The organism is Bradyrhizobium jicamae (assembly GCF_018130215.1).
Lineage (GTDB): Bacteria > Pseudomonadota > Alphaproteobacteria > Rhizobiales > Xanthobacteraceae > Bradyrhizobium > Bradyrhizobium jicamae_A.
In genome coordinates this window covers 53,622-77,642 of the sequence record NZ_JAFCKQ010000018.1, presented here as the reverse complement: position 1 = coordinate 77,642, position 24,021 = coordinate 53,622, and the positions used below count along the sequence as shown (strand labels likewise).

Sequence of the window (24,021 nt, the reverse complement as noted above, 5' to 3'; positions counted from 1 at the left end):
AGGATTTGTCGCGCAGAACGTCCCTTCGCAGCATCGCCGCGGCCGTCGGATTGCTTCTGACGGGAAGCGCTGCCGCTCCCGCACAAACGACCGACGGCATGTTCAGCAGCGGGCCACCTGCCTGGGACGCCAACCACGACGGCGTCTACACCTGCGAGGAATGGAATAGCTTTGCCGATCGCGCCTTCACCTCGGCAGACCGCAATCGCAACGGCAAGCTCGACCCGACCGAATTCGCCACCGTCAGGAAGATCGATCCGAGCCTTGCGGATGCCGATTTCGGCTATTTCGACGAAAATCAGGACGGCAGGATCACGCGAAAGGAGTTCGTCGAGAAGCCCAACGCATTCATCTTGCGCTTCGACCGCAACGGCGACTGTCGCGTCACCGGCGACGAGATGAACGCAGCAAATGCGCCAAAGGGCCCGCAGGGTCCGGCCGAGCGGCCGCGAGACAGGTTCCATTGACACGTCCACACTCGCGCCGAACGCCCGCATTTACGAAATCCCTATAACAAGCCCTCCCCGGCCCGGCCGAATTCCTATGCCGGAAGCGTTATGTTTTGCGCCCGCGGCAGATGCAGAGGCACGCAGCGGGTTCGCAGCACCGGTACGAAACTTGCTTAAAACTCCGCGACACCGCGCGTGGGGCGAAAGCCCAGCCGAGGACTCCAATGATATTTCGCAAGATGCCCGGAAAGCGCATTCTGTTCGCGGTGATGCTGGCGTTGATCGGCAGCAGGGCAGCGAATGCGGAGAATCTCGACATCAGCAGCCGGCGGGCATCCGAGCGCACGGAGTTCACCAACGACGAGATCAAGGACGGGTTCTTCAAGATCGCGCTGAAGGCCGAGTTGCAACTCGACGGACCCGTCGACCGCATTCGCAAGTTCGATGGACCGGTCCGGATCTTCGTGGACAGCAAGGGTCTGCCTGATCGCCGTCCGGAAATATCGGCGGTCATTGCCGACATCCGCTCGCACGTAAACCATCTCGACCTGGCCGTGACCGATGACCGCCAGGCCGCCAATTTCACGGTCATGCTCGTTTCCGAGCGCGACCTGAAGCAGACCATTCGCGCGCGCTATGGCAGCCGCAAGGCAACCCGCATCGAGCAGTCGCTCAATCCCGAATGCCTGTCGGGCATCGGCAAGGACAAGCTCTATCGCATCCAGCGTGCCGAAGTGATCCTGCCGGTCGATGCCGGCGAATTCACTTTCTACGACTGCGCCTATGAGGAGTTGCTGCAGGCACTCGGCGCGATCAACGACGACCGCAGCATTCCCTGGACCATGTTCAACGACGACGTCCAGATGGGCTTCTTCGACGTTTACGACCAGTATCTGCTCAACGCCCTGTACGACCCGCGCGTTCGCGCCGGCATGACCCGGGCCGAGGTCGACCGCGTCCTGCCCGAGGTCTTGCCGGCGGTGCGGACATGGATCGGCAGCGTCAATCCGGTGCGCGGCGCAACCGACGGACACGTCTCCGACGCGCAGCCCGAGACGAGTGTCCGGTCAGCCGGCGGAACGGCGCCGGCTAATGGTTACCACGCGTCTGCGATGAATTCCTCGCCGACGACGACGAATATTCCGTGATTCCGACGTTGGAGCCACGTGCCGTCCGGGTGGAGTGCGTGCTCGTGACCTGGTGGCTGGCGGAATATTTTGAAGGCGCGCTGGCCGACGCGCCAGCCTGGACCGGTTGGCTTGCCAGGAGCGCGACAGCCGCGAGCGTTCCAGCGACGATAACAACGAATCTAGACATGACAGCCTCCATTCGGTTCGAGACAACTCAAACCGAGCCCAGAGGGGACAGGCCGTGTCGATTGGATGTTTCCTGTCGATCGCTCTGTTCGGCGTCGTGTCGTCCCTTGCGCTGCCATGTTGATACTGATTGCGTAGAAGAGCAAGAAACAGTCACGCTTTGCCTGAAAGATCAGCAGGATAGCTACGCGGCGAAACCAGCAGCACCTTGTCAGGTCCACGTAATGAAAGCGGCTCTCTCGCACCGCCACACGCGCTTTGACACCGCGTCCATGCGGTCAGCATCGCCTCGGTTAGCAGGATCTTACTTCGCGCCCTTGGCAGACTCCGTCGGGCGGGCGACGCCCCACGGATCGTATTTCTTGTTCGGATCAGGAATCCGATCAAGCGCAGCCTTGTAGGCTTTTTCGTCGATCTTCGGACGCTCTACGACGGGCGGGCCGCGGTAAGCCCCGCCATTTTGACCGATCTGGGCATGCACCGGCGCGATCAGCAACGACATGATCGTCGCCGCAGCTGCCAGCGTCCTGGTCGCCTTTCTGCATCCGATCATCTGCGCTCCTCGTGCCGACGGTCGTGCAACCCGGCCGCAGTTTGCGTGCGCTGGCCGGCGTCCAGCCGTCTAGTTCTCGACCGGTGCGCGCCACATCGGTGATTTCGGTCCGCCGTAGTAGCGCAGCGTCCCTGGCTGGGACGGCTGCCGCGAAGCCAGCTCCGCATGGCTACTGGCGAACGCGTGGCGAGTATGGAGTCGGGCATGCAGGTGCCCGCCGTGGTGCCTGGCGAATGCTTCGCCACTGACCACGGTCGTCAGCAACGCGCCACACAGAACCGCAAACCCCAATCGTGCACGTCTGGCAAAAATGCCGGTCATCATCAGCCTCCTGTCAAATGCCGGTCAGAGCTATTGACCTTGCCACATCGGAGACTTCGGGCCTCCGTAGTACCTCATCTGCGTATTGCCCTCGGCCTTCTCACTCGTCGTGCTGCCGAGATTGACCGCGCATCCGGCGCTGCTCGCACTGAACACCACGACCGCGATCACGATCCGCATTTTCTGGCTGAGTGCCGAACCGTTCACCGCCCACTCCGCGTCAGTACTTGGCGACGACCGGCCCGCCGAACTTGTAGTCGAGGCCGACGGTCACGACCGAATAGGTATTGGCCACGCTGTAGGGAATCTGACCGTTGGTCGGCGCGTCACGGTGATAGGTGCCGAAGTCGTAGTAGCGATATTCGAACTTGCCGATCAGGTTGTTGGTGATCGCATAGGCGATGCCGCCGCCGGCCGCGAGGCCGCTCCGGTTCGCGTTGAACTGGTCGACGCCGAACACCGGGTCGGTGTTGGTATGCTGCAGCTGGCCGTAGACCCCGCCGCCGGTGAAGAACAGCAGCAGGCGGTCGACGGCGATGCCGCCGCGCGCCAGCAGCGTCGCTCCGCTCTTAAGCTTGGTCTGATCGACCGACGCGATCGGCAGCGTGCCGGCGTTGAACTGGGAGAGATCGCTGCCATTGATGTCGGACCAGAAGCCGCCGACCTCGACGCCGCCGACAATCACACCGCTCTGCACCTGGTAGCCGAGTTCGCCGCCGGCGACGGCGCCGGTCGAGTCATAGTTGATCGTGAAGTTGGCAAAGCCCGCGGGGCCGAGCGCGTTGTTGAGATTGTGGTTGCCGAAGCCGCCGCCACCATACACGCCGGCATAGAAGCCGGACCAGTCGTAGGTTGGCGAGACGGCCGGCGCCTTGGTGTACATCGGGAGATCCGCGGCGAGCGCCGGTGACATCAGCCCAAGTGCCACGAGCGAGACCGAGGTGAAAAGAAATCGCTTCATTGTTAACCCCTGTCGAATGTGTCTGACCTGACGTCACGGCAGGCGTTGCCGCCGTGACGTTGCCAGGCATCAGAAGTGAATGATGATGTCCGCCGAACCGATGATCGCGTAATTCCTGGTCGGCGCGATGCCGAGGTTGGCATTGCCGTTGAAGGCAAACGCGTTCAGCGACTTGTAGTAGGAGACTTCAGGCCGGATCTCGATCTGTGGCGAGAACCAGTGCTGCCAGCCGATGCCCGTCTCGAGATAGGCGGTCTTCGTACCCGTGCGCTGTCCCTCGTAGTCGTCGACCCATTCCAGACGATACGAGATGTTGTCGAGCGGCGAAGCCTTGTAGTTCAGGTACATCAGCGCCGTCTGCCAACTCGCGGTGCACGACAGCGGGGTCGCGCTCTTGCAGATCGCCCCGCCTGGCGCGTTGAACGGCATGTATTGTGGCGAGAACGGGGTGCCGCCGCCCGCGATGATCGCCTGCGTCGTCGGGTTGAGCAGGTTCGGAACGTTGTTCTGATGCTCGTTATAGGACTCGATCGAGATGTGCCACTGATCGTTGAACTTGTGATAATAGGTGAAGCCGTACCATTGCAGGTTGTTGTAGCCCCACTGCCCGCCGTTGATGCCGTCGGCGACGATGTTGACGTCGTCGTTGCCGCTGTCGCTGGTCCAGCGCACGCCGAGCGTGACGCTCGGGACCGCGCCCGGATCCTTCGGCATTGTGGTTCCCGGATAGAGCGCGTTCGGCATCGGATTAGGGATCGTGGCGCCGACATGCCACGGCATGGCCTCGGTACCGCTCACCAGGCCCGCTTGCAGGATCCAGTTCTTGTTGACCGCGAGCGAAGCCTGGATGCCGGTGTTGGTGTAGTTGTCGAAGGTGTACGTCATCGAGTGCGAGTACATGTAGTTGTTCGGCGCCAGCTGGGCCTCGATGTCGGGAATCGAGATAAACCGGCCGAACCGGACCATCAGGCCGTCCATCACCTGCGGGATGAACACCTCGCCATAGGCCATCGGCATGTCGTAGCCGTTGTTCTTGTTCTGGTTCAGGAGCTGATAGCTCCACAGCCCGTAGGCCGTCGTGTAGCGGTAGTTCTCGCCGTAGATCGGCGCGAGGCGGAAGCCCCAGTCGACATGATCGCGCTGCACCGTGTCGGGCAGGCGCTCGATGTAGATCACCGCCTGGTCGAGCTGCACGGTGTTAGGATTGTAGCTGTAGGCCGCCGGCGCGTTGCCGCCGCGTACCGTGTTGGTCGAGAGGTTACCGCCCGGATCGACCCAGCCGTAGACCTGGATGTGCGCATCGTTCAGCCACTGGCCGACCGCCGTGTTCGACAGCGCCGTCATCAGCGGGCTGTCGACCGAGCTCGTCCGCGTCACGCCAAGGCTGGTGGTGCCGCCATAGGGCCATTCGGTGAACGGATATGGCGGCGTGGAGGCCGGCGCCGGCGGCACTTCCGACTCGGGCCGGCGTGAAGGCGGCGCCTTGGGATCCGCGGGCGCGGCGTCGTGTCCCCATTCGAGCCGGTAGTAGTTGATGAAGCGGCTGAAGAAGTCGGTGCCGAGATAAGGGTCGAGGCAGCTGTAATTCTTGTAGGGATCGCCACCATACGGGCACGGCCCCTTCGATTGATCGGCCGCCTGCGCAACGCTGCTCAGACCGAACGCGGTCAACGAGACGCCTGCCAGAAGAAGTCTTTTCATATTACTGCCCCACATTGCGATCAGTGATGCACGCGCTTTCGCGATGCAGCGTTGACCTTCGAAACGATTTTTCGTTGTGAGGCAGGGAAAAAGCGATACAGCTTGCCGCGCGTTTCCGTAGAAAAATAATAGCGCAAATGAGCCGTCCTGCGCTGTCTGCACGCAGAAGCATCAATCGCATCTCGATCTGCTCAAACGCGCAGCGAGAAACACGACATTTGCGCGAAACTCGCTGACAAACCGCAGTTGTTTGTGTCGTGATGTGTCTTTTGCGCTACATGACGCGAAGCTTACAGCCGTCGAAATCAGGTCAACGCGCATCGCGCGGGCGCGCCACTACATTTTTTTTATGCAGAGCGCTGACGTTGCACATCGAAGATATATGCCGCCCATCGCTATGCTTATGCATTGAACACACCTGTTCATCGCGACGCGCGTCCCGCCGGGCTCGTCCGGCGCGAAGCACGCTCTCCAAGATGTCAGCTCTGTTGCGAAGGCGCTGACGGCCGAGAATTGATGAACACACCCAGCCGTGCCGTCCTGCTGATTGAGGACGAGTTGAAGATCAGGCGGTTCCTCCGGGCCGGCTTCGAGATTCACGGCTTTTCAGTGCGAGAGGCCGAAAACGCCGTTGACGGATTGAAGGCCGCGACGTTCAACGCGCCCGACCTCGTCATTCTCGATCTGGCGCTGCCTGACATGCCCGGAGCCGAGGTTCTGGAGCGGCTGCGCTCCTGGTCTAACGTTCCCGTCATCGTCCTGTCCGTGACGTCGACCGAGGACGAAAAGGTCCGGCTGCTGCGGGCCGGCGCCGATGATTATGTGGTGAAGCCGTTCGGCATGGCGGAGCTGCTGGCGCGCGCCGAAGCCGCCCTGCGCCGTTATCTGAGGAGCGCGACCAGGACCGCCGTGATCTCGGCCGGACCGCTGTCGATCGATCTCGTCAGCCGAACCGTGTTCCTCGACAAGCGCCAGATGCGGTTGACGCGAAAGGAGTATCGCCTGCTCCAGATCCTGGCGACGCATCTCGGGCTGGTCGTGACGCACGACCAGCTGCTGGCAGATATCTGGAGTGGAAACCAGCGCGACAATATCCAGTATCTGCGAACCCTGGTGCGCAAGCTCCGTCAGAAGATAGAGGCGGACCCGAACAATCCCCGGCTTCTGGTCACCGAGTCAGGTGTCGGTTATCGCCTGCACTCCCGTATCGAGACCAGCCCCGGCGAATGACGTCGATTTGCCGGCTGAGGGCTTGCGATGGGCGCTGCCGATGAAGGGTTGCGGAATAATATATTCTCGTCGCGAAATTACCTGCTCTGCCTGGATTTGTGCCGATGGGACTGCTGTCGGTCTTGTCGATGCGCCCGATTTCCCCCGGTTTCGACCGCGAAAAGATAAGTTCGCCGTCATTGTCCCGACATGTCGACGACGCCGTCCGCGCAACAATCAAGCATAACGCTCACAGCGTAATCGCCGCCTGCATGATATTCGAGAGTCGCGTTGGGATGCGACGGTGCTAGGATTCATGCGCGCCGCCCTTGAACAAGGCGTCGTGTTTTACTCCAAGTGAGCCCGTCCGAACCCCGGCTTCGGACGGGCTTTTTGCTGATCTAACGCCAAGATATGCGGTCTGCGGGCTCGACCGGCTTCTCACATTTGCACCGCTCGGGAGCGCCATCAGTGTCGGACGTAGCGATCAAAGGCGCGACATCGCGAAGAGGCCAACAATTTGCGATCGATCGGCACCGCGACCGGTCGGATCGGCTATCTCTGGACGCCGCAATTCCTTGGTTACGTCAAGGGTGGCATCGCGTTCCTAAACAACAAGAACCAGGTCTTCTTCCCGGGCGGCGCCCTGCTCGAATCCTCGAATTTCTGGCTGCCGGGCATGACCGTCGGTGTCGGCGGCGAATGGATGTTCACGCCAAACTGGTCGGTCTTCCTGGAATGGAATTACATGTGGATCGAGGACACCTCAGGCCAGCACTTCGCAGCCCCTGGCACCACCGTCGGCGAGGTCCTCAACGTCAAGCAGACCGCACAGACCGTTCAGCTCGGCATCAACTACAAGTTCCACTGGGATGGCCCGGTGGTCGCGAGATACTGAGGCCCAAGCCTCGTTCTAACGCGCTTGAGCCCCGACTTCGCCCAGAGGTATTGCGGCTCAACGGGCGGCGCCAGCAGTCTCGTACTGGAAATGTCCCGCGTCGACCGAGGACGGCCGTTGGCCTTGGGTGGACGGTCGGTGTTGAAGTCGCGCATCTGGTCAGTGGAGACCGGATCGAACCGCGTTGTACTGGCTCTTGTCCGGCAGCGCAGCCGAGGAGATGGCGGTTTCCCTCTGCGCAACGTCACTGAGGCCCGCGACAAGTCCGAGAACACTTGCCGCAATCCACCCGCATGACCTTCCCAAGTCCGTGGATACGATAGCCCAGCGTCGTCGCTCAATATCCGCTCATATGTCGAATTCGACCCCTACCTCCATGACCTGCCTGCCCGGGATCTTGAAATAGGCGCCAGGGCGCTGCGCGTTGTGGTGCATGAATGCGAATATCGTTTCGCGCCAGCGCGGCAGGCCGGCGCGCAAGCCGGTCGGAACGATGGTCTCGTGACCGGTGTAATAGACCGCCGCGCTGAGATCGAACGGCGCGAGCACACCGCGCTTCATCGCCGCGTCGAGTTCTCGCGGTACGTTGGGCTCTTCCATGAACCCGAACCGCAGTTCGACGCGCGTGATGCCTTCGGCGATGGGCTGAACCACGACCCGCCCCTCGTCCGGTGTACGAGGGACTTCCGTCGTCGAGACGGCGACCAGAACCAGGTTCTCCTGCAGCACGTGGCTGCATTTTACGCTATGCGAAAGCGCCAGTGGAATGCCCTTCGACAAACGCCCGAGCACAACCGCCGTTCCCGGCACCCGGACCGGCGGGTTCTTGCGCAGATTCTCGAGGAACGTATCGATCTGCTCGCGGATCTCGAGCCGCACGACATCCATGATCTGCTCACCCTTTCTCCAGGTCAGCATCAGGAACGAAATAACGACGGCGATGAGCAAGGGATACCAGCCGCCGTCGAGCAGCTTGGACGCGGTCGAGGCAAAGAACAGCGTGTCAAGCGCGAGCAGCGCTATGTTCACGGTGTAGACGATATAAGGAGGAAACCTCCAATGCAGCGCGACGACCGTCGCCATCAGCGTCGTGATCACCATAAGGAGTGACACGGCGATGCCGAAAGCTCCGGCCAGCGCGTCCGACGATCCGAAACCAATCGTGGCGACGAGCGTTCCAGCGGCAAGCGCCCAATTGACGAATGGCAAGTAGACCTGGCCGATCTCCCGACCTTCGGTATGCACGACTTTCATGCGCGGGAGAAACCCGAGGCTGATCGCCTGCTGCGTCATGGAATAAGCGCCGGAGATGATCGATTGCGAGGCGATCACGGTCGCAACCGTTGCAAGGATGATGAGAGGGTAGAGCGCCCAGCTTGGCGCCAAAGCGTAAAACGGGCTGTCGATAACCTGAGGAGAAGTAGGATCGAGCAACAGCAGAGCGCCCTGCCCGAAATAGTTGAGCGTCAGTGTCGGCAGCGCGACGGCAAACCAGGCCACGCGAATTGGCAGCGGTCCGAAATGGCCCATGTCGGCATAAAACGCTTCGCCGCCCGTCACGGCGAGAAATGCGCCGCCGATAACGACGAAAGCCAGGCTGCCCGCATGCGAGAGATAGGTGATCGCGGGCAGCGGACTCAGTGCGGCCAATATGCCGGGATTCGCAAGGATCCCTTCGATGCCAAGCACTCCGCAAATGATAAACCAGACCAGCATGATGGGTCCGAAGAAGCCGCCGATCCAGGATGTGCCCTTGCGCTGAATAATGAATAGGCCACTGAGGATAAGCACGGTCAGCGGCACGACGACGTGATTTAGTTGCGGCGCATAGATCTTCAGGCCCTCGATCGCGCTCAAGACGGAGATCGCGGGCGTAATCGTCCCGTCGCCGTAAAGCAGCGTTGCGCCGATAAGGCCGACGACGATAAACGCGGCTCGCCATTTGTCGGATTTGGCGCGTTGCGGACTGGCCAAGGCTAGCAACGCCAGAATGCCGCCCTCGCCGTGGTTGTCTGCGCGCATGATGAGGATCGCGTACTTGATGGAAATGACGATGATGAGGGACCAGAAGATCAACGAGACGATGCCAATGACCGCTTCCGGCATGACATGCCCGTCTGGGCTTGCCGATTTGACCGCAACATTCAATGTGTAGAGTGGACTGGTGCCGATATCCCCGAACACAACGCCCATGCAGGCGATCGCTGATGCCGCCAATCGAGGTCGTGCTTTCGCATGCCTGGTCGCACCGGTCCCCGCGGCTAAGCTCATCGACGCCCCTCCGCCTGCAGGCTTCCCGGGCAAAACACTAATCATGCCCAAGCTGTGTGTAAATGGTCATCCGACAACTAGCGCGAATGATCCTAAACCGGCTCTTCGCCGCATCCACTGAGGGAGAGAATCTTTATAAGATTCCTATAACTTTGCCTGCGCGGCCATCTGGAACACTTATGTGCAGAGTCGCGAAGAAAGGATTGGGAGAATGCGTATGGCGCAAGGATCGTTGCGCCGTTGTCTTACTGCAAATGTCTCCGCCCAATGTCGCGCGCCAATAACATTATAATAGCGCGCAAAGGAGGCTTCCCATGATGGACGCCCTGATGATTGCAATTGCGCTCGGCCCTCTTCGCACTGGCGATTACCTACGCTCACGCCATCGCACGGTGGTAAGGGAGACTTGAATCCCGAGCGCTTCTGACCGCTACAATCGCTCGCCAAATATTCGGGCCGTGCCTGCCGACGGCGCTCGTCCTCATTGCAGCGAGCACTCAATGTGTGAGCCTGAACTGCACGATGTAAACGACTGCGCCAGCGAAGTAACCGAGAGCCGCAAGCCCTGCTATACGGCGCATGTACCAGATGAACTGGATCTTCTCTATACCCATCGCCGCGACTCCAGCAGCTGATCCAATGATCAAGATCGAGCCACCGGTTCCCGCGCAATAGGCCATGAACTCCCACAGGAGGCTGTCCGTCGGATATTGCGAGAGCGGATACATTCCCATGGCCGCTGCTACGAGCGGCACGTTGTCAACAATTGCGCTCAATATGCCGAGCAACAACACGATAACGTCCTGACGCCCAATCGCACGATTCAGCGTTCCCGCCAGCGCTTCGAGAATCTTGGCGTGCTCCAAAGTCGCAACCGCAAACAGGATTCCGACAAAGAACAGCAGTGAGCTCAGATCGATGCGACTGAGCGCATGCGCAAGCGTCAGTCTGTGCCGCTGCTCCAGTGGCTTATCCCGATGCAGGATTTCTCCGGCCAACCAAAGAATACCGAGCCCGAACAGGATGCCCATGAAAGGCGGCAGGTGGGTGACCTGCTTGAACGCCGGTACAGCTATCAGAACACCAAGGCCAAGCACGAGCATCAAGTTGCGCTCGAAGGGCTGAACATCAGACGCCTCGTTGGTGCTAGTAGCCTGGAACGGTATGCCCCTGAGACCAAATATCACGACCACCAGGGGAACAAGAAGATTGACGACCGACGCCAGAAGCAGCGCCTTGATGATTCCGAGCGCCGTCACCTGCCCACCAATCCAGAGCATGGTAGTCGTCACGTCCCCCATCGGCGACCAGGCGCCACCCGCATTCGCCGCTACCACGATCACTGATGCGAACAGCAACCGGTTGTCGCTCCGGTCGAGCAGCTTCCGCATCAAAGAGACCATCACAATGGTCGTGGTCAGGTTGTCGAGGACGGCGCTGAGGAAGAAAGTCACCCAAGATACCAGCCACAGCAAGCCTGTCATTCCCCGCTTGCGGATGCGCGAGGTGATCAGCGCGAAGCCGTCATGCGCGTCGATCACTTCGACTATAGTCATCGCGCCCAGCAGAAAAAACGTGATGCGCGCTGTCGCAGTTACGGTTTCGTCGAGTTCATGCCCAAGGCGGCCGCGATCTCCAATCGAGAGCGCGTAAACTGTCCACAGCAACCCCGCCGCGAATAGAGCCGTGGCGGATTTGCTGATCTTAAGCGGATGCTCCAGCGCGATAACGGGGTAGGCGGCAACAAAGATCAGAATGAGCGCGACGACCAAGAGAAGCCCCCAAAGGAGAACCAAGCCGAAGGGTTCTTTCGCCATCGGCATAGCCTTGGCTATGCGACCAATTGCCCCGCAGTTCCATTGTGGCTGGGGCGCACTGCCGTCGGCGACTCATTCTTGATTTGTCAGTGATATTCGCTCTTATTCAACAGCTAATACCTGCCGTCGAGGAGGATTATTGTCGCGTTGACAGCGATGGCAAGAATTACAAGGCTGCCGAGCAACACCAAGACGCGGACGGTCTTTGTCGACATCCATCCCGCCATAACTGAATGCACCTCCCGGATAACAGCCTGCGTACGCATGACCCGTCTCCATTTGGCCCGGCCGCGATTTCCGCAACTGTGACAAATGGATCTGATTGCATATGAAATCGAGGGTATAAGCGGACCCACGGCATAGGGATTCCATAAGAGGCCTCCCATCCGAGCTCTACCCCCTGCCCTTGGGCGATGCCCTGAACGCCGGATACCGATATCTCGAGGTCAAGTGCCTCGGCTGCGAGACCCATCAGACCGTCGCGCTCGACATCGTCCGCCGACCGAAATGGACGCCGGTCCATGAGCTCGAGCGGTACATGCGCTGCAAGGACTGCTCGCGGCGGAGTGGGCATCCGTTCAAGCGGAGCCATCTCGTCGCGCTGCGGACCAACAAGATCTCGGCGATGAACCCGCCGTCGGTTTGGTGGCCGGGAGAACGATGAAGTCAGATCGGATGCGAACAATGTCACTTGTGGACGCAGAACAGAAGTAGCCGGCAAGCGGTTGAAGCGACGCGTTTGACCCAGAGATGACCAAAGCCTCGCGAAGCGTGTCCCGGGTGGGACGAAGCTGGGGCAGAGATCCGCAGCCCTCAACGATCTCATGGCGGAATACGGCTGCGAACAAGCGTGGCACCAATGTTGCCGCCAAGTCGGGTGACGTGCATTCGCCCAACTCGCGAAGGATTGGAGGCCCGCTGCTGGACTTCCAACAGTACGGAGCTAGGGACTTCAGATCGGCGGCACTAGGTCAGCTTTTCCGAGTCCAAGATCGGTCCGAAGCGCTCCCATCTCCGGCCGATGAAGCGCATCATCTGCAACTGCTTGATGGGAGCAAAGTCATTCGGGCTTGTGGTGACACGGATTCCCGGAAGCAGGAGGCCGATCTCAAAATCGAGGTTGGATGCCTGTCGCATCACGTTCTCTCGCGTAAGGTCATCTCCGCACTGCCGCAGCACCCTCTCCAACGCTTTCGCAAGCAAGCATCCATTCCTCGTGAACCCATCATTCTGATCCCCGTCGGGATACCATTTCGTCATAAAAATCCGCCACTCCTGGACACCTGGATCATCCCTCAACTCGGGGTCATCAACGTCCTTCTGGGGTGAGGCCGACAGCAGGCCCTGGCTATTTTCGTAGCCCGCGACCTGCAACACCGCTCCGATGGAATTCGATACGCTAGCCAAGATGTGGACCGGCTTCCAATTCAACTCGGCCATTTTCCTGATGGCCTGGGCGGCGAATTTCGGGGTGGAGATGTTGATGAAGATATCCGGGTGTGTGTCCTTGATGCGCACGACCTGGGGCTCTACCGTCGGGTTGGTGACGTCGTAGGAGACCTCAGCAGTGATCAAGCTGCCCGCCTTGTCGCCGAGACCTTCATGGAGTCCCTTCAGGTAGTCCTTCCCTAAATCATCGTACTGATAGAGCACACCGATGGTCTTGCCGGGATAGTTGTTCAGGATATAAGCCGCGTAGATCCTCGCTTCCGATTCGTAACTGACGCCAAATCCGATCGTCCACGGATAGCGTTTTGGATCGTTCCATTTGCTCGCACGTGTCGCGACAAACATCTGCGGCACTTTCCTGGAATTCATGTATTGATGTATTGCGGTGTTCGTTGGGGTGCCTAGCGAGCTGAAGATGAGCAGGACTTCGTCGCTTTCGACGAGCTTTCGCGCCTGCTCGACCGTCTTGGGTGGGCAGTATCCATCATCGTAGGAAATGAAATTGATCTTGCGACCATTGATTCCGCCTTCGGCATTGATCTTCCTGATGTACGCAGTTTCAGTGCGGCCGAAGATCCCGTAAGCAGACGCAGGTCCACTATACGGCATGATGTTTCCAACCTTGATTTCAGTGTCGCTTGCGCCGGGGTCGTAGCGCTTCGACGTCTGTCCGAGAGAGTTCGTGCTCAAACCGAAGGCCCGGTGAGAATGGCCACACAGCAAAGGTGTCGGAGCGCGGAGTACATCTTAATCCCTTTCGGTAAAATGAACCCGCCGAACGGCTGCTCCGGATGTTACTCAGGTTTTAATGACCCTGTCGATGTCGTCGATTAGTCAGTATATCTGACGCTGAGCAAGCTCGACCTTTATCAACTGCGCTCCCTCGTCATCGGCGATATCAAGTCAGCCTCACCACATAATCGGCTCGTGATCGAGTTCATGAACGGGCCTGCATTCGCGGCCAATCCGATCGGCGAGCCTCTCGACCCGGAAGCTCTGGCGGCGCGACTTGCGCAAAGGCACCGCGCGGCGCCTGATGGCGCACGCCCGCGCCTTCGATCCTGTCCAGGACGGCCGGATCTATATCGAACGGCTCAACGATCCCTTTCTCTTAGGCGACAAGGCAACGCCGGCCGAATACTTCGCCGGCCTGAAATACCCGATCGAGTAGGGCTGGCTCGAGCCGATCCACGAGAGCGGGACCTTCGTCAGGATGGCTTAGGCCCGGGAAGGATCTGTTCGCCTGATGACGCAGCGCCCGCCGCTTCCTCTGCGGATTCGTAAAGTCAGCCCCGGATACCTATCTTGGGGGCATGCTCAAGTCGCCCTATCAGCCCTGCATCCCGACCGCTGGCGCGGCTGTGCCGGCGACCGACGCTTGGCTGCACGAGGTGAAGCATGATGGCTACCGGCTGATCGTCATGCGCGATGGCCACGCGGTGCACCTGTTCACCCGGAACGGCCACGACTGGAGCAAAAGTTTTCCCCTGATCACCGAGGCCGCGCTGCGAAACCGCTGCCAGCGGTTCGTACTCGACGGCGAGGCAGTACTGCTCGGCGTTGATGGCCGCTCGGACTTCGACGGCTTGCACTCGGGCATGCATAACGCGGAGGTCGAACTCTACGCTTTCGACATTCTCGTGCTCGAAGGCGACGATCTACGGAAGCTGCCTCTACACCTGCGAAAGACCAATCTCGCCCGGATCCTCGCGCGCCGCATCGACGGCATCCACCTCGCACCTTTCGAGCAAGGCGAGATCGGCCCCGACCTCTATCGCCATGCATGCCTGATGGGATTGGAGGGTCTGGTCTCCAAGCGCAGCGACCGCCCCTATCGCGCCGGCCGCTCAAAAGATTGGGTCAAGGTCAAAAATCGGGAGCACCCAGCAATGGGCCGGAAGCTGGACGACCGTCTATGACGGCCCGCTAGTGCCGCGGTGCCCCGCGCGAGCCCATATCGGTGATTGGCGCGTCGAAGTGAGGCCAACACGACGAAGCCGCCCCTGTTGGTGGGCGGCTTCGCTCACCTTCTCTATGTGCACGAGAGATGGAGATGCGCCGGGCGAAGCCGGGTGGAGGTTCGGTCCACCTTTGATCTCCGGGACAGAGCCCGCAGCTGCTGCCAGCGATACAACATACGGTCGTAGGGTTAATTCCCAAATTGCGAGCACTTTAGGGCTAGCTCGGAATGGCGATTGCCGCGGCCATTCTAGGTTCTACTCTGATCGATAGTCATGCGGATTGGCCAACCCGCCCATCCCAAACCCCGACCATCGCGCGATAGGGATCGCCGCTCCAGTCCCCAAGGGAGCGAGGGTCCCACCCGCCCACTTTGCTCATGCTGGCACGCGTGAACCGCGACTAGCTCTATTTCCGCCTCTAAGAAACGACCCAGCGCCGGGAAGGCGCCGCTTGAGGGCACGGGCCACACAAACCTGTTACAGCGGCGTTTGGCCGGACTGTTACCGTTGTCCTCATTCCGGTTAGCCCTTGGCTTAGTCGTAAGTAAGAAACCTGATCCGATCTTCGAAACCAGCTGACCTCTCGCGTGTCCTCTTCGCACTCGGCGTCACTGCGGTCGTCGGTGCGGGGGCCTATTTCGCACTTCGGATGACCATTGGACGCTAGTTCGGCACCGATTCCCGAAGCCTCCATTCCAAAACTCAACGTTCTTAAGCGCGAGCACGATCAAGGCAGCTTCAAACAGGCCGATCGTCCGTGTATTTGCGGTCAAGCAGCTTCACGGCACCGCGCATCTCTAACCCAATTATGCGCTGCCGAACGCCTTCCACCGACCTGCCTAGCAGCTTGGCGATTACGGCAACATGCTTCCGCTCCTGCCGCAGTTCAATGACGCGGCGGTCTTCAGCGTCGGTCCATCGCTTTGCTGCACGACCCGGCATACGTTTGTGAACGCATAGGGTGACACCAAGTTGCAGACGATGTCCTGATTGCCCCTGGGTAGAGCGTCCAAAAGAAACGGCCCCAGCGCGAGGGGGCCAGCGCTGGGGCTGCGGAGGAACGGATCAAATCTGAGGTCTAAACCCCAGCGGCGTTTCTACGTCCCTACCTCATGAAAAGCCAAGTCACGCAGACAATGAGCACAACAAAGGAGGCCGCTGCGAAGGCAATGCAGGCGCGCTCTACGCCGTCCGTGTGACGCTCGCTTGTCATGATCACAGACTGCGTCCCGCGATCGATCGCGCGCATTAACATATGCATGTCAGCGGGTGTCTCGCGCAAAAAGAAGCGGCCCCAGCGCCGGGGGACGCTGAGGCCGGAAGGAAACCAGTCGATCACTCAAAGCGGGATTTCAACCGGTAGCGCACAGATTCGTTCCCCCGAGCCGCAACTATCCCCCCCCCCCCCGCGTTTTCTAGGCATCACCGGAGGAGCGCCCATGAGCAATGCTCTGGATCACCCAGACAAGCTGTTCGCGCGTGCAGACGCCGCCATCGCGGATTCGAAGCGTCTCGCGGAGGAAATTATCAGGCAGTATGACGAGGTCCGTGCCGCCTTAAGACGAAGGCGCTTGCGCGCGGTCTTCGAGCCCAAGCCCTACAGGGTTCTCGCTCCGATTGATTTTCCAGATCGGCGAACGCTGTACGAACCATTTCCTAGCGAGAATGACGATGTGTGATTGCAACCGAGCCGGTCAGGAGCCGGAGCAGACCCTTCCCATGTCCGCGTCGGTCACGCAGCCGTTTAATGAGTACGCGCCCTGGGGCGCGACGAACGCCTGATGACTGGTCGAGAACCTTTCGCGCCGCGTCGTGGCCCGATCATGTCAAAATTCTTGTGATGCTTTCGAGCCAGTCTACGATACAATGCTCCTGCACTGCTTTTTCGCTTGCAACGAAACGAGAATGCGGAGGCACCCATGAAAATTCCGACTTTTCTCGCGGCCGCGATCGCGTTGCTCGCCGCTGATGCTGCGCAGGCTGCTGCGCTGGAATCCACGTCCGCGACAACGACCTATCACAGCACGACGATTGACGGCCTCAAGATCTTCTATCGCGAGGCAGGCTCGAAGGATGCGCCGACGCTGGTCTTGTTGCACGGGTTTCCGTCTTCCTCGCGCCAGTTCGATACGCTCATTCCCTTGCTCGCCGTACGTTATCATCTGATAGCCCCGGACTATCCGGGCTTCGGTCAGAGTGATGCGCCGCCACCGTCATCCTATGCCTACACGTTCGACCAGCTGGCGAACACGATCGGCGAATTCCTCGATCAACTGAAGGTCAGCAAATGCAGCTTCTACCTGCAGGATTACGGCGGGCCTGTTGGCTTTCGCATCATGATGGCGCATCCGGCACGGGTGCAATCTCTCATCATCCAGAATGCCAACGCCTATCAGGAGGGGCTTGGCAAGAAATGGGCTGCCATTGCACAATATTGGGCCGATCCAAAAGCGCATCCCGAAGTGTTCGAAGCCTTTGTATCGCAGGCGGCGACCGAAGCGCGCCACACGCTCGGCACCTCGCATCCCGACCGCTACAATCCCGACACCTGGACCGACGAGTACGCCCATCTGTCGAAAGCGGGCCAACGCGAGATCCAGGCTGCGCTGCTCTATGATTACCGGACGAACGTTGCCGCATATCCGGCGTGGCAAGCGTGGCTGCGCGAGCACAAGCCGCCGACCTTGGTGGTCTGGGGACGGAACGATCCCTCGTTCATTGCTCCGGGGGGAGATGCCTTCAAGCGCGACCTGCCGGATGCCGAGATACATCAGCTCGATGCCGGCCATTTCGCTCCCGATGAGCAAAACGACGAGATTGCACGGCTCATTCTCGGCTTCCTGGCGAAACACTCGGACTGACCGGGATTTTGAGCGTACGGCTCTTGCAGGCGCCCACACGGCCCCGTTCCGGGGGGCCGGAGGGAGCAACATGTGTCGGTGCCGGGAAACTGGCAAATCCCCGCCATCCCCACCATATCTGGCATAATTGGCGGCGGGGGACCGCAACCGCTTGGCCATTCCGGGGCGATGTGATAACCCTCTGGGACCAGCTTCGACCGCCACTTTTGACCGCCCGCATCCTGCCTAAAGGGTTGCGGCGGTGGAGATATTTCGCCGATGAGCTCTTCGCCCAAATCCGCTTCCGCGCCCGATTCCTTCTTCAATGCGACGCTTGCCGAGGCCGATCCGGAGATCGCTGCCGCGATCAAGGGCGAACTCGGCCGGCAGCGGCATGAGATCGAACTGATCGCCTCGGAGAACATCGTCAGCCGCGCGGTGCTGGAAGCGCAGGGCTCGGTGATGACCAACAAATATGCCGAGGGCTATCCGGGCGCGCGCTACTATGGCGGTTGCGAGTGGGTCGACGTCGCCGAGAACCTCGCGATCGACCGCGCCAAGAAGCTGTTCGGCGCCGGTTTTGCCAACGTACAGGCGAACTCCGGCAGCCAGATGAACCAGGCGGTGTTCCTGGCACTGCTGCAGCCCGGCGACACCTTCATGGGTCTCGATCTCGCGGCCGGCGGCCATCTCACCCACGGTTCGCCGGTCAACATGTCCGGCAAGTGGTTCAAGGCCGCGCACTACACCGTGCGCCGCGACGACCACCTGATCGACATGGACGAGGTGCAAAAGCAGGCCGAGCAGGTCAAGCCGAAGCTGATCATCGCCGGCGGTTCGGCCTATTCGCGGGCCTGGGACTTCAAGCGCTTTCGGGAGATCGCCGACTCGGTCGGTGCGTACCTGCTGGTCGACATGGCGCATTTCGCCGGTCTCGTCGCGGGCGGCGTGCATGCCTCGCCAGTGCCGCACGCCCACGTCACCACGACCACGACGCACAAGTCGCTGCGCGGTCCGCGCGGCGGCCTGATCCTCACCAATGACGAGACGCTGGCCAAGAAGCTGAATTCGGCGATCTTCCCCGGGCTCCAGGGCGGCCCGCTGATGCATGTGATCGCCGCGAAGGCGGTTGCGTTCGCCGAGGCGCTGCGTCCGGACTTCAAGGTCTACGCGAAGAATGTGGTCGAGAATGCCAAGGCGCTCGCCGAGACGCTGCGCAGCCACGGCCTCGACATCGTCTCCGGTGGCACCGACAACCATCTGATGCTGGTCGACCTGCGGCCGAAGGGCCTGAAGGGCAACGTCTCGGAGAAGGCGCTGGTGCGTGCCGCCATCACCTGCAACAAGAACGGCATCCCGTTCGACCCCGAGAAGCCGTTCGTCACGTCGGGCCTGCGGCTCGGGACGCCTGCGGCGACCACCCGCGGCTTCGGCGTTGCCGAGTTCAAGCAGGTCGGCGGCATGATCGCGGAGGTGCTGAACGCGCTGGCGCAGGCACCCGATGGCAAGGCGCCGCTGGTCGAGGCTGCGATCAAGGAGCGCGTCAAGGCGCTCACCGATCGTTTCCCGATTTATCAGTAGAGATTGCAAGCCTGGGGTTAGGCCAAAAGGTCGGGTTGGATGCGTTGTCCGAGCTGCAACAGTCTTGATACGCAGGTGAAGGACTCGCGTCCGACCGAGGACTCCGCCGTGATCCGCAGGCGGCGGGTCTGCATCGCCTGCAATTTCCGGTTCACGACGTTCGAGCGGGTGCAGCTGCGCGAGCTCACCGTGATCAAGCGCAACGGCCGCCGCGTGCCGTTCGATCGCGACAAGCTGGTGCGCTCGCTGCAAATCTCGCTGCGCAAGCGGCCGGTGGATTCCGAACGGCTGGAGAAGATGGTGTCCACCATCGTGCGCGAGCTCGAGAGCGGCGGCGAGGCGGAGGTGTCCTCGGAGGCGATCGGCGAGATCGTGATGGAGCATCTGCGCCAGCTCGACGACGTCGCCTATGTGCGCTTCGCTTCCGTCTACCGCAATTTCCGCGAGGCCAGGGATTTTGAAGCCGTGCTCGGTGAATTGAGCGGCGAAGAGGATCCGCGGGTCGCGACGTTACGAAAATGATCTTCCGCATCCTGGAAGACCAGTTCGCCCAAAAATCCAGGGAAGCGAAGGCGGCCGACCTGCGGTTCATGCAGCTCGCGCTTGCGCTCGGCCGGCGCGGGCAGGGGCGCACCTGGCCCAACCCGGCCGTCGGCGCCGTGATCGTCAAGGACGGCGTGATCGTCGGCCGCGGCTGGACGCAAGCGGGTGGACGCCCGCATGCCGAAGTCGAGGCGCTCAGGCGCGCCGGGGAGGCCGCCCGCGGCGCCACGCTCTATGTGACGCTCGAGCCCTGTTCGCATTTCGGCCGCTCGCCGCCCTGCGCCGATGCCGTGGTCGCGGCCGGCCTTGCCCGCGTAGTGTCGGCGATCGAGGACCCCAATCCGGAGGTTGCCGGCAACGGGCACGCCAGGCTGCGTGCCGCCGGCATCGCCGTGGATGTCGGGCTGTGCGCGGCTGAGGCCGCACGCGACCATGCCGGGCACTTCCGCCGCATCGGGAGCAAGCGTCCGCATGTGATCCTGAAGCTCGCAGTCTCCGCTGACGACAAGATCGGCGCCGCGGACCATAAACCGGTTGCGATCACGGGCGAGGCCGCGCGCACCCGCGTGCACCTGCTGCGCGCGCAGTGCGATGCGATCCTGGTCGGGATCGGCACGGTCAAGGCCGACGATCCGCTGTTGACCTGCCGCCTGCCGGGCATGGCGGCGCGCTCCCCGGTGCGGGTGGTGCTCGACCGGTCCTTGCGGATCTCCGGCGACAGCCGCCTGGTGCATTCCGCGCGCGAGACGCCGCTCTGGGTGATGGCATCGGATCTGGCCGAAGCGCCGGCCGCGGTGAAGCTCGGCGCCGCCGGGACGCAGGTGATCCGGGTGGCCGCGAGCGCGACGCCGCCCGGGCTCGATCTGCCGGCCGTGCTGCATGCGCTTTCGGAGAAGGGGATCACGCGGCTCCTGGTCGAGGGCGGCTCGCGGGTCGCCGGATCTTTCGTCGCAGCCGGCCTCGTCGACGAAATCTGGCTGTTGCGCGGCCCTGATAGCGTCGGCGCCGACGGTGTTCCCGCGCTGGACGCATTGCCGCTGACCGCAATCACGCAGTCGCAGGCCTTCCGGCTTCGTGCTAGCGAGACGCTCGGCAAGGACAGCCTGGACATCTACGAGCGCGCATAATGTTTACCGGAATTGTCACCGATGTCGGTGAGATCACCCGCCTGAACCAGGTGGCGCAGGGGCAGCTGCACCGGATGCGGATTGCCTGCGACTACGACCAGACCACGATCGCGGACGGCGCCTCGATCGCATGCAACGGCGTCTGCCTCACTGTGGTCGCCTCCGGCAAGGAGGAGGGCAAGACCTGGTTCGACGTCGATGCCGCGGCCGAGACGCTCGGCATGACAACGGCCAGGCATTGGGGGAAGGGAACCAGCCTCAATCTCGAGCGTGCGCTGAAGATCGGCGACGAACTCGGTGGCCATATCGTGGCCGGGCATGCCGACGGCATCGCCACCATCGTCAGGCGCGACGACCTGCCCGACATGGCGCGGTTCGAGCTGAAAACCGTCCGCGAACTGGCGCGCTTCGTTGCGGCGAAGGGCTCGGTGACGCTGGACGGCGTGTCGCTGACCGTGAATACGGTCGATGACGTGGCCTTTTCGGTGCTGATCATCCCGCATACGCTTGCCGTGACCACGCTCGGCGGTTGGAAGGCCGGCAGCGAGGTCAATATCGAGGTCGATTTGATGGCCCGCTACGCAGCGCGGCTGTCCGAGATGAAGTGACGGCGGAGCCGTCACGTAGCACGTCATTCCGGGATGGTCCGAAGGACCAGACCCGGAATCTCGAGATTCTCAGGCACGCAATCGCGTGCCATAATTCGATGCTGCGCATCGCCCCGGAATGACGTTGCTCGATGCATTCCTGCTTGGCTTCACTGCCTCCGGCGACTACAAAACGCGCCGGTACCAGAATGAAACGGATTGAAGAATGGCTGACGCGCGGCGCGCACCTCTGAAGGACCAGACCGACATCACAGGCGCACGCGCGCTGATCGTCGAGGCACGGTTCTATGACGACATCCAGGATGCCATGCTGGAGGGCGCGCTGGCCGAACTGAAGGCCGCCGGCGTCACCCATGACATCATCACCGTCCCGGGTGCGCTGGAGATTCCGGCGGCGATCGCGATCGCGATCGATGCGGCGGAAGCCAGCGGCAGGCCGTACGATGCGGCGATCGCGCTCGGCTGCGTGGTGCGCGGCGACACCATCCATTTCGAGATCGTCTCGATGGAATCCTCGCGCGGGCTGATGGATCTTGCCGTGAGCCGGAAATTCCCGCTCGGCAATGGCATCATCACCGTCAACACCGAGGCGCAGGCCTGGGCGCGGGCGCGCGCCAGCGAATTGAACAAGGGCGGCGACGCCGCGCGCGCGGCGCTCGCAATGCTGCGCATCAAGCGCCGCCTGGCGAAGGCATGATCATGGCTGACAGCAAGAAGCCGGTGAAAGGCCCTGACCGGAAAGCCAACCGGCGCGGCGCGGCGCGGCTCGCGGCCGTGCAGGCGCTGTACCAGATGGACATCGCGGGCGCCGGCCTCAACGACATCTTCGCGGAGTTCGAGAGCCATTGGCTCGGCAACGAGGTCGAGGGCGAGAAGTACCTGCCGGCTGAGGCCGCGTTCTTCCGCGACGTCGTCTCCGGCGTGGTGCGCGACCAGGCCAGGCTCGATCCCCTGATCGACGAGGCGCTGTCGAAGGGCTGGCCGCTGAAGCGGATCGACGCGATCCTGCGCGCGGTGCTGCGGGCAGGCTCCTACGAACTCGAGCACCGCAAGGACGTGCCGGGCCGCGTGGTGGTCTCCGAATATGTCGATGTGGCGCATGCCTTCGTCGAGAAGGACGAGACCGGCATGGTCAACGCCGTGCTCGACCAGATCGCCCGCCAGTTCCGCGGCGACGAATTTGTGCGGGGTTAATTGAGACGATGCTTCTCTTCGTAGCCGTCACCCTGAGGTGCCGGAGCGAAGCAGAGGCCTCGAAGGGCGGCGGCGTGGCTCGGTGGCCGCATCTTGGCCGTGCATCCTTCGAGGCTCGCAACGGCTCGCACCTCAGGATGACGGGTCTGTTATCGTGGCGCAGAATAACAATCCTACCTCCGGCGAAGACTCCCTCATCGCGCGCTATTTCAAGCCGCTTGCGACCGACCCGGGCGCGTTCAATCTCGACGACGATGCCGCGGCGCTGAAGGCAGCCGGCGAGGACATCGTGGTCACGACGGATGCGATCGTCGAGGGCGTCCACTTCCTGCCCGACGATCCGCCCGACACGCTGGCGCGCAAGGCGCTGCGGGTGAACCTGTCCGACATCGCGGCCAAGGGGGCGGTGCCGTCAGGCTTCGTGCTGACGCTGGCACTGCGCCAGGCGGACGAGGCCTGGCTCAAGCCGTTCGCGGAGGCGCTGGGCGAGGATGCCGCGCATTTTGGCTGCCCGCTGCTCGGCGGCGACACGGTGTCGACGCCGGGGCCGCTGATGATCTCGGTCACCGCCTTCGGCCGCGTGCCGGAGGGGCGGATGGTGCATCGCAGTGGCGCGCATCCGGGCGACCGCGTGGTGGTGACCGGCACGATCGGCGACGCTGCGCTCGGCCTCGACGTGCTCAGGAGCGGGCTGGTGGCCGAGACGCTTGTCGGCGACCCCGTGGCGAGGGAGATGCTGGCCTCCCGTTACCGCGTGCCGCAGCCGCGCAATGCGCTTGCAAGGATCGTCCGCGCTCACGCCAGCGCGGCGATGGATGTGTCCGACGGGCTCGCCGGCGATCTGACCAAGCTTTGCGCCGCGTCTCGCGTGACCGCCGTGATCGACGTGCAGAGCATCCCCTTGTCGCAGGCGGCAGCGGGACTGTTGGCGCGCAAGGTGATCGGCATCGAGACGCTATTGGCCGGCGGCGACGACTACGAGATCCTGTGCGCCGTCCCCGGCCATCGCATGGACGCCTTCACGCGCGAGGCGCGGCAGGCCGGCGTCGCGGTGACCGCGATCGGCGGTGTCATTGCCGGGCATTCGCCGCCGAGCTTCCTCGACGCCCAGGGCAGGGAACTGGCGCTGCAACGGCTGTCCTACAGCCATTTCTAGAATTCCCGCGAAAACGTTCGATTTTCTCTCCAAATAGCTGCCGATATCGGCCGTTTCGGCCGATGG

Annotated in this window: 23 protein-coding genes and 1 pseudogene; 16 read left to right on the top strand and 8 right to left on the bottom strand. The window is 61.8% G+C overall.

The window, feature by feature from the left end; translation table 11 throughout:
- Positions 1-5 precede the first annotated feature (5 nt).
- Positions 6-467 carry an EF-hand domain-containing protein gene (locus JQ586_RS20480; RefSeq protein WP_212396411.1) on the top strand — a complete coding sequence of 154 codons (462 nt, stop codon included), beginning with the start codon at positions 6-8 and terminating at the stop codon, positions 465-467.
- A gap of 110 nt (positions 468-577) precedes the next feature.
- Positions 578-1,597: a DUF2927 domain-containing protein gene (locus JQ586_RS20475; protein ID WP_249147828.1), complete on the top strand. Its 1,020-nt coding sequence runs from the start codon at positions 578-580 to the stop codon at positions 1,595-1,597.
- 472 nt (positions 1,598-2,069) lie between these two features.
- Here the strand turns inward: JQ586_RS20475 and JQ586_RS20470 are convergent, their stop codons facing one another.
- The 5 genes from JQ586_RS20470 to JQ586_RS20450 form a co-directional block, all read right to left on the bottom strand.
- Positions 2,070-2,267: a hypothetical protein gene (locus JQ586_RS20470; protein ID WP_312016987.1), complete on the bottom strand. Its 198-nt coding sequence runs from the start codon at positions 2,265-2,267 to the stop codon at positions 2,070-2,072.
- A gap of 120 nt (positions 2,268-2,387) precedes the next feature.
- Positions 2,388-2,639 (bottom strand): hypothetical protein, encoded by a 252-nt coding sequence (locus tag JQ586_RS20465; RefSeq protein WP_212396409.1) that lies wholly within the window; start codon positions 2,637-2,639, stop codon positions 2,388-2,390.
- A gap of 30 nt (positions 2,640-2,669) precedes the next feature.
- Positions 2,670-2,846: a hypothetical protein gene (locus JQ586_RS20460; RefSeq protein ID WP_212396408.1), complete on the bottom strand. Its 177-nt coding sequence runs from the start codon at positions 2,844-2,846 to the stop codon at positions 2,670-2,672.
- Positions 2,847-2,859: 13 nt separating this feature from the next.
- Positions 2,860-3,600, bottom strand: a complete 741-nt coding sequence (locus tag JQ586_RS20455; RefSeq protein ID WP_212396407.1) for an outer membrane protein — start codon at positions 3,598-3,600, stop codon at positions 2,860-2,862.
- Between the two features lie 69 nt (positions 3,601-3,669).
- Entirely contained in the window at positions 3,670-5,301 is a 1,632-nt protein-coding gene (locus JQ586_RS20450; RefSeq protein ID WP_212396406.1) for an outer membrane beta-barrel protein, read from the bottom strand.
- Positions 5,302-5,817: 516 nt separating this feature from the next.
- Between JQ586_RS20450 and JQ586_RS20445 the strand changes: the two genes are divergently transcribed.
- Positions 5,818-6,531 carry a response regulator gene (locus tag JQ586_RS20445; protein ID WP_212396405.1) on the top strand — a complete coding sequence of 238 codons (714 nt, stop codon included), beginning with the start codon at positions 5,818-5,820 and terminating at the stop codon, positions 6,529-6,531.
- A 499-nt stretch (positions 6,532-7,030) separates the two neighbouring features.
- Positions 7,031-7,408: an outer membrane protein gene (locus tag JQ586_RS20440; protein ID WP_212396404.1), complete on the top strand. Its 378-nt coding sequence runs from the start codon at positions 7,031-7,033 to the stop codon at positions 7,406-7,408.
- A gap of 348 nt (positions 7,409-7,756) precedes the next feature.
- Here JQ586_RS20440 and JQ586_RS20435 read toward each other — a convergent pair whose 3' ends face one another.
- Positions 7,757-9,601 carry a potassium transporter Kup gene (locus JQ586_RS20435; protein ID WP_212396403.1) on the bottom strand — a complete coding sequence of 615 codons (1,845 nt, stop codon included), beginning with the start codon at positions 9,599-9,601 and terminating at the stop codon, positions 7,757-7,759.
- 575 nt (positions 9,602-10,176) lie between these two features.
- Positions 10,177-11,451, bottom strand: coding sequence for a sodium:proton antiporter NhaD (nhaD, locus tag JQ586_RS20430; RefSeq protein WP_212396461.1), 1,275 nt, complete (start codon positions 11,449-11,451; stop codon positions 10,177-10,179).
- Between the two features lie 451 nt (positions 11,452-11,902).
- On the opposite strand from nhaD, the pseudogene JQ586_RS20425 reads away from it, so the two are divergent.
- A pseudogene (locus JQ586_RS20425) lies at positions 11,903-12,160 on the top strand (hypothetical protein); the annotation flags it as partial.
- A 302-nt stretch (positions 12,161-12,462) separates the two neighbouring features.
- Here JQ586_RS20425 and JQ586_RS20420 read toward each other — a convergent pair.
- Positions 12,463-13,635, bottom strand: a complete 1,173-nt coding sequence (locus tag JQ586_RS20420) for an ABC transporter substrate-binding protein (protein WP_249147826.1) — start codon at positions 13,633-13,635, stop codon at positions 12,463-12,465.
- Between the two features lie 319 nt (positions 13,636-13,954).
- On the opposite strand from JQ586_RS20420, the gene JQ586_RS20415 reads away from it, so the two are divergent.
- The 11 genes from JQ586_RS20415 (at position 13,955) to thiL (ending at position 23,955) form a co-directional block, all read left to right on the top strand.
- Positions 13,955-14,116 carry a hypothetical protein gene (locus JQ586_RS20415; protein ID WP_212396402.1) on the top strand — a complete coding sequence of 54 codons (162 nt, stop codon included), beginning with the start codon at positions 13,955-13,957 and terminating at the stop codon, positions 14,114-14,116.
- Between the two features lie 142 nt (positions 14,117-14,258).
- Positions 14,259-14,864 (top strand): DNA ligase, encoded by a 606-nt coding sequence (locus JQ586_RS20410; RefSeq protein ID WP_212396401.1) that lies wholly within the window; start codon positions 14,259-14,261, stop codon positions 14,862-14,864.
- 1,481 nt (positions 14,865-16,345) lie between these two features.
- On the top strand, positions 16,346-16,585 hold the full coding sequence (locus JQ586_RS20405; RefSeq protein ID WP_212396400.1) for a hypothetical protein: 240 nt from the start codon (positions 16,346-16,348) through the stop codon (positions 16,583-16,585).
- Positions 16,586-16,825: 240 nt separating this feature from the next.
- Complete coding sequence (locus JQ586_RS20400) at positions 16,826-17,767, top strand: alpha/beta fold hydrolase (protein ID WP_212396399.1); 942 nt, start codon at positions 16,826-16,828, stop codon at positions 17,765-17,767.
- 258 nt (positions 17,768-18,025) lie between these two features.
- On the top strand, positions 18,026-19,327 hold the full coding sequence (gene glyA, locus JQ586_RS20395; protein WP_212396398.1) for a serine hydroxymethyltransferase: 1,302 nt from the start codon (positions 18,026-18,028) through the stop codon (positions 19,325-19,327).
- Between the two features lie 39 nt (positions 19,328-19,366).
- Positions 19,367-19,849 (top strand): transcriptional regulator NrdR, encoded by a 483-nt coding sequence (gene nrdR, locus JQ586_RS20390; RefSeq protein ID WP_212396397.1) that lies wholly within the window; start codon positions 19,367-19,369, stop codon positions 19,847-19,849.
- Positions 19,846-20,997: a bifunctional diaminohydroxyphosphoribosylaminopyrimidine deaminase/5-amino-6-(5-phosphoribosylamino)uracil reductase RibD gene (gene ribD / locus JQ586_RS20385; protein WP_212396396.1), complete on the top strand. Its 1,152-nt coding sequence runs from the start codon at positions 19,846-19,848 to the stop codon at positions 20,995-20,997. Before nrdR ends, ribD begins: the two co-directional genes overlap by 4 nt.
- Positions 20,997-21,605: a riboflavin synthase gene (locus tag JQ586_RS20380; protein ID WP_212396395.1), complete on the top strand. Its 609-nt coding sequence runs from the start codon at positions 20,997-20,999 to the stop codon at positions 21,603-21,605. Before ribD ends, JQ586_RS20380 begins: the two co-directional genes overlap by 1 nt.
- A 205-nt stretch (positions 21,606-21,810) precedes the next feature.
- Entirely contained in the window at positions 21,811-22,302 is a 492-nt protein-coding gene (gene ribH / locus JQ586_RS20375) for a 6,7-dimethyl-8-ribityllumazine synthase (RefSeq protein WP_212396394.1), read from the top strand.
- A 2-nt stretch (positions 22,303-22,304) separates the two neighbouring features.
- Entirely contained in the window at positions 22,305-22,799 is a 495-nt protein-coding gene (gene nusB / locus JQ586_RS20370) for a transcription antitermination factor NusB (RefSeq protein ID WP_212396393.1), read from the top strand.
- A 154-nt stretch (positions 22,800-22,953) separates the two neighbouring features.
- Positions 22,954-23,955 (top strand): thiamine-phosphate kinase, encoded by a 1,002-nt coding sequence (gene thiL / locus JQ586_RS20365; RefSeq protein WP_212396392.1) that lies wholly within the window; start codon positions 22,954-22,956, stop codon positions 23,953-23,955.
- Positions 23,956-24,021: the final 66 nt, after the last annotated feature.

Bases quoted from the DNA above. Each gene is read 5' to 3' on its own strand.
- JQ586_RS20475 (WP_249147828.1), top strand. From the start codon at position 578: ATGCAGAGGCACGCAGCGGGTTCGCAGCACCGGTACGAAACTTGCTTA.
- JQ586_RS20470 (WP_312016987.1), bottom strand. From the start codon at position 2,267: ATGTCGTTGCTGATCGCGCCGGTGCATGCCCAGATCGGTCAAAATGGC.
- JQ586_RS20465 (WP_212396409.1), bottom strand. From the start codon at position 2,639: ATGACCGGCATTTTTGCCAGACGTGCACGATTGGGGTTTGCGGTTCTG.
- JQ586_RS20455 (WP_212396407.1), bottom strand. From the start codon at position 3,600: ATGAAGCGATTTCTTTTCACCTCGGTCTCGCTCGTGGCACTTGGGCTG.
- JQ586_RS20450 (WP_212396406.1), bottom strand. From the start codon at position 5,301: ATGAAAAGACTTCTTCTGGCAGGCGTCTCGTTGACCGCGTTCGGTCTG.
- JQ586_RS20445 (WP_212396405.1), top strand. From the start codon at position 5,818: ATGAACACACCCAGCCGTGCCGTCCTGCTGATTGAGGACGAGTTGAAG.
- JQ586_RS20435 (WP_212396403.1), bottom strand. From the start codon at position 9,601: ATGGGCGTTGTGTTCGGGGATATCGGCACCAGTCCACTCTACACATTG.
- JQ586_RS20410 (WP_212396401.1), top strand. From the start codon at position 14,259: ATGCTCAAGTCGCCCTATCAGCCCTGCATCCCGACCGCTGGCGCGGCT.
- JQ586_RS20405 (WP_212396400.1), top strand. From the start codon at position 16,346: ATGAGCAATGCTCTGGATCACCCAGACAAGCTGTTCGCGCGTGCAGAC.
- JQ586_RS20400 (WP_212396399.1), top strand. From the start codon at position 16,826: ATGAAAATTCCGACTTTTCTCGCGGCCGCGATCGCGTTGCTCGCCGCT.
- glyA (WP_212396398.1), top strand. From the start codon at position 18,026: ATGAGCTCTTCGCCCAAATCCGCTTCCGCGCCCGATTCCTTCTTCAAT.
- nrdR (WP_212396397.1), top strand. From the start codon at position 19,367: ATGCGTTGTCCGAGCTGCAACAGTCTTGATACGCAGGTGAAGGACTCG.
- ribD (WP_212396396.1), top strand. From the start codon at position 19,846: ATGATCTTCCGCATCCTGGAAGACCAGTTCGCCCAAAAATCCAGGGAA.
- JQ586_RS20380 (WP_212396395.1), top strand. From the start codon at position 20,997: ATGTTTACCGGAATTGTCACCGATGTCGGTGAGATCACCCGCCTGAAC.
- ribH (WP_212396394.1), top strand. From the start codon at position 21,811: ATGGCTGACGCGCGGCGCGCACCTCTGAAGGACCAGACCGACATCACA.
- nusB (WP_212396393.1), top strand. From the start codon at position 22,305: ATGGCTGACAGCAAGAAGCCGGTGAAAGGCCCTGACCGGAAAGCCAAC.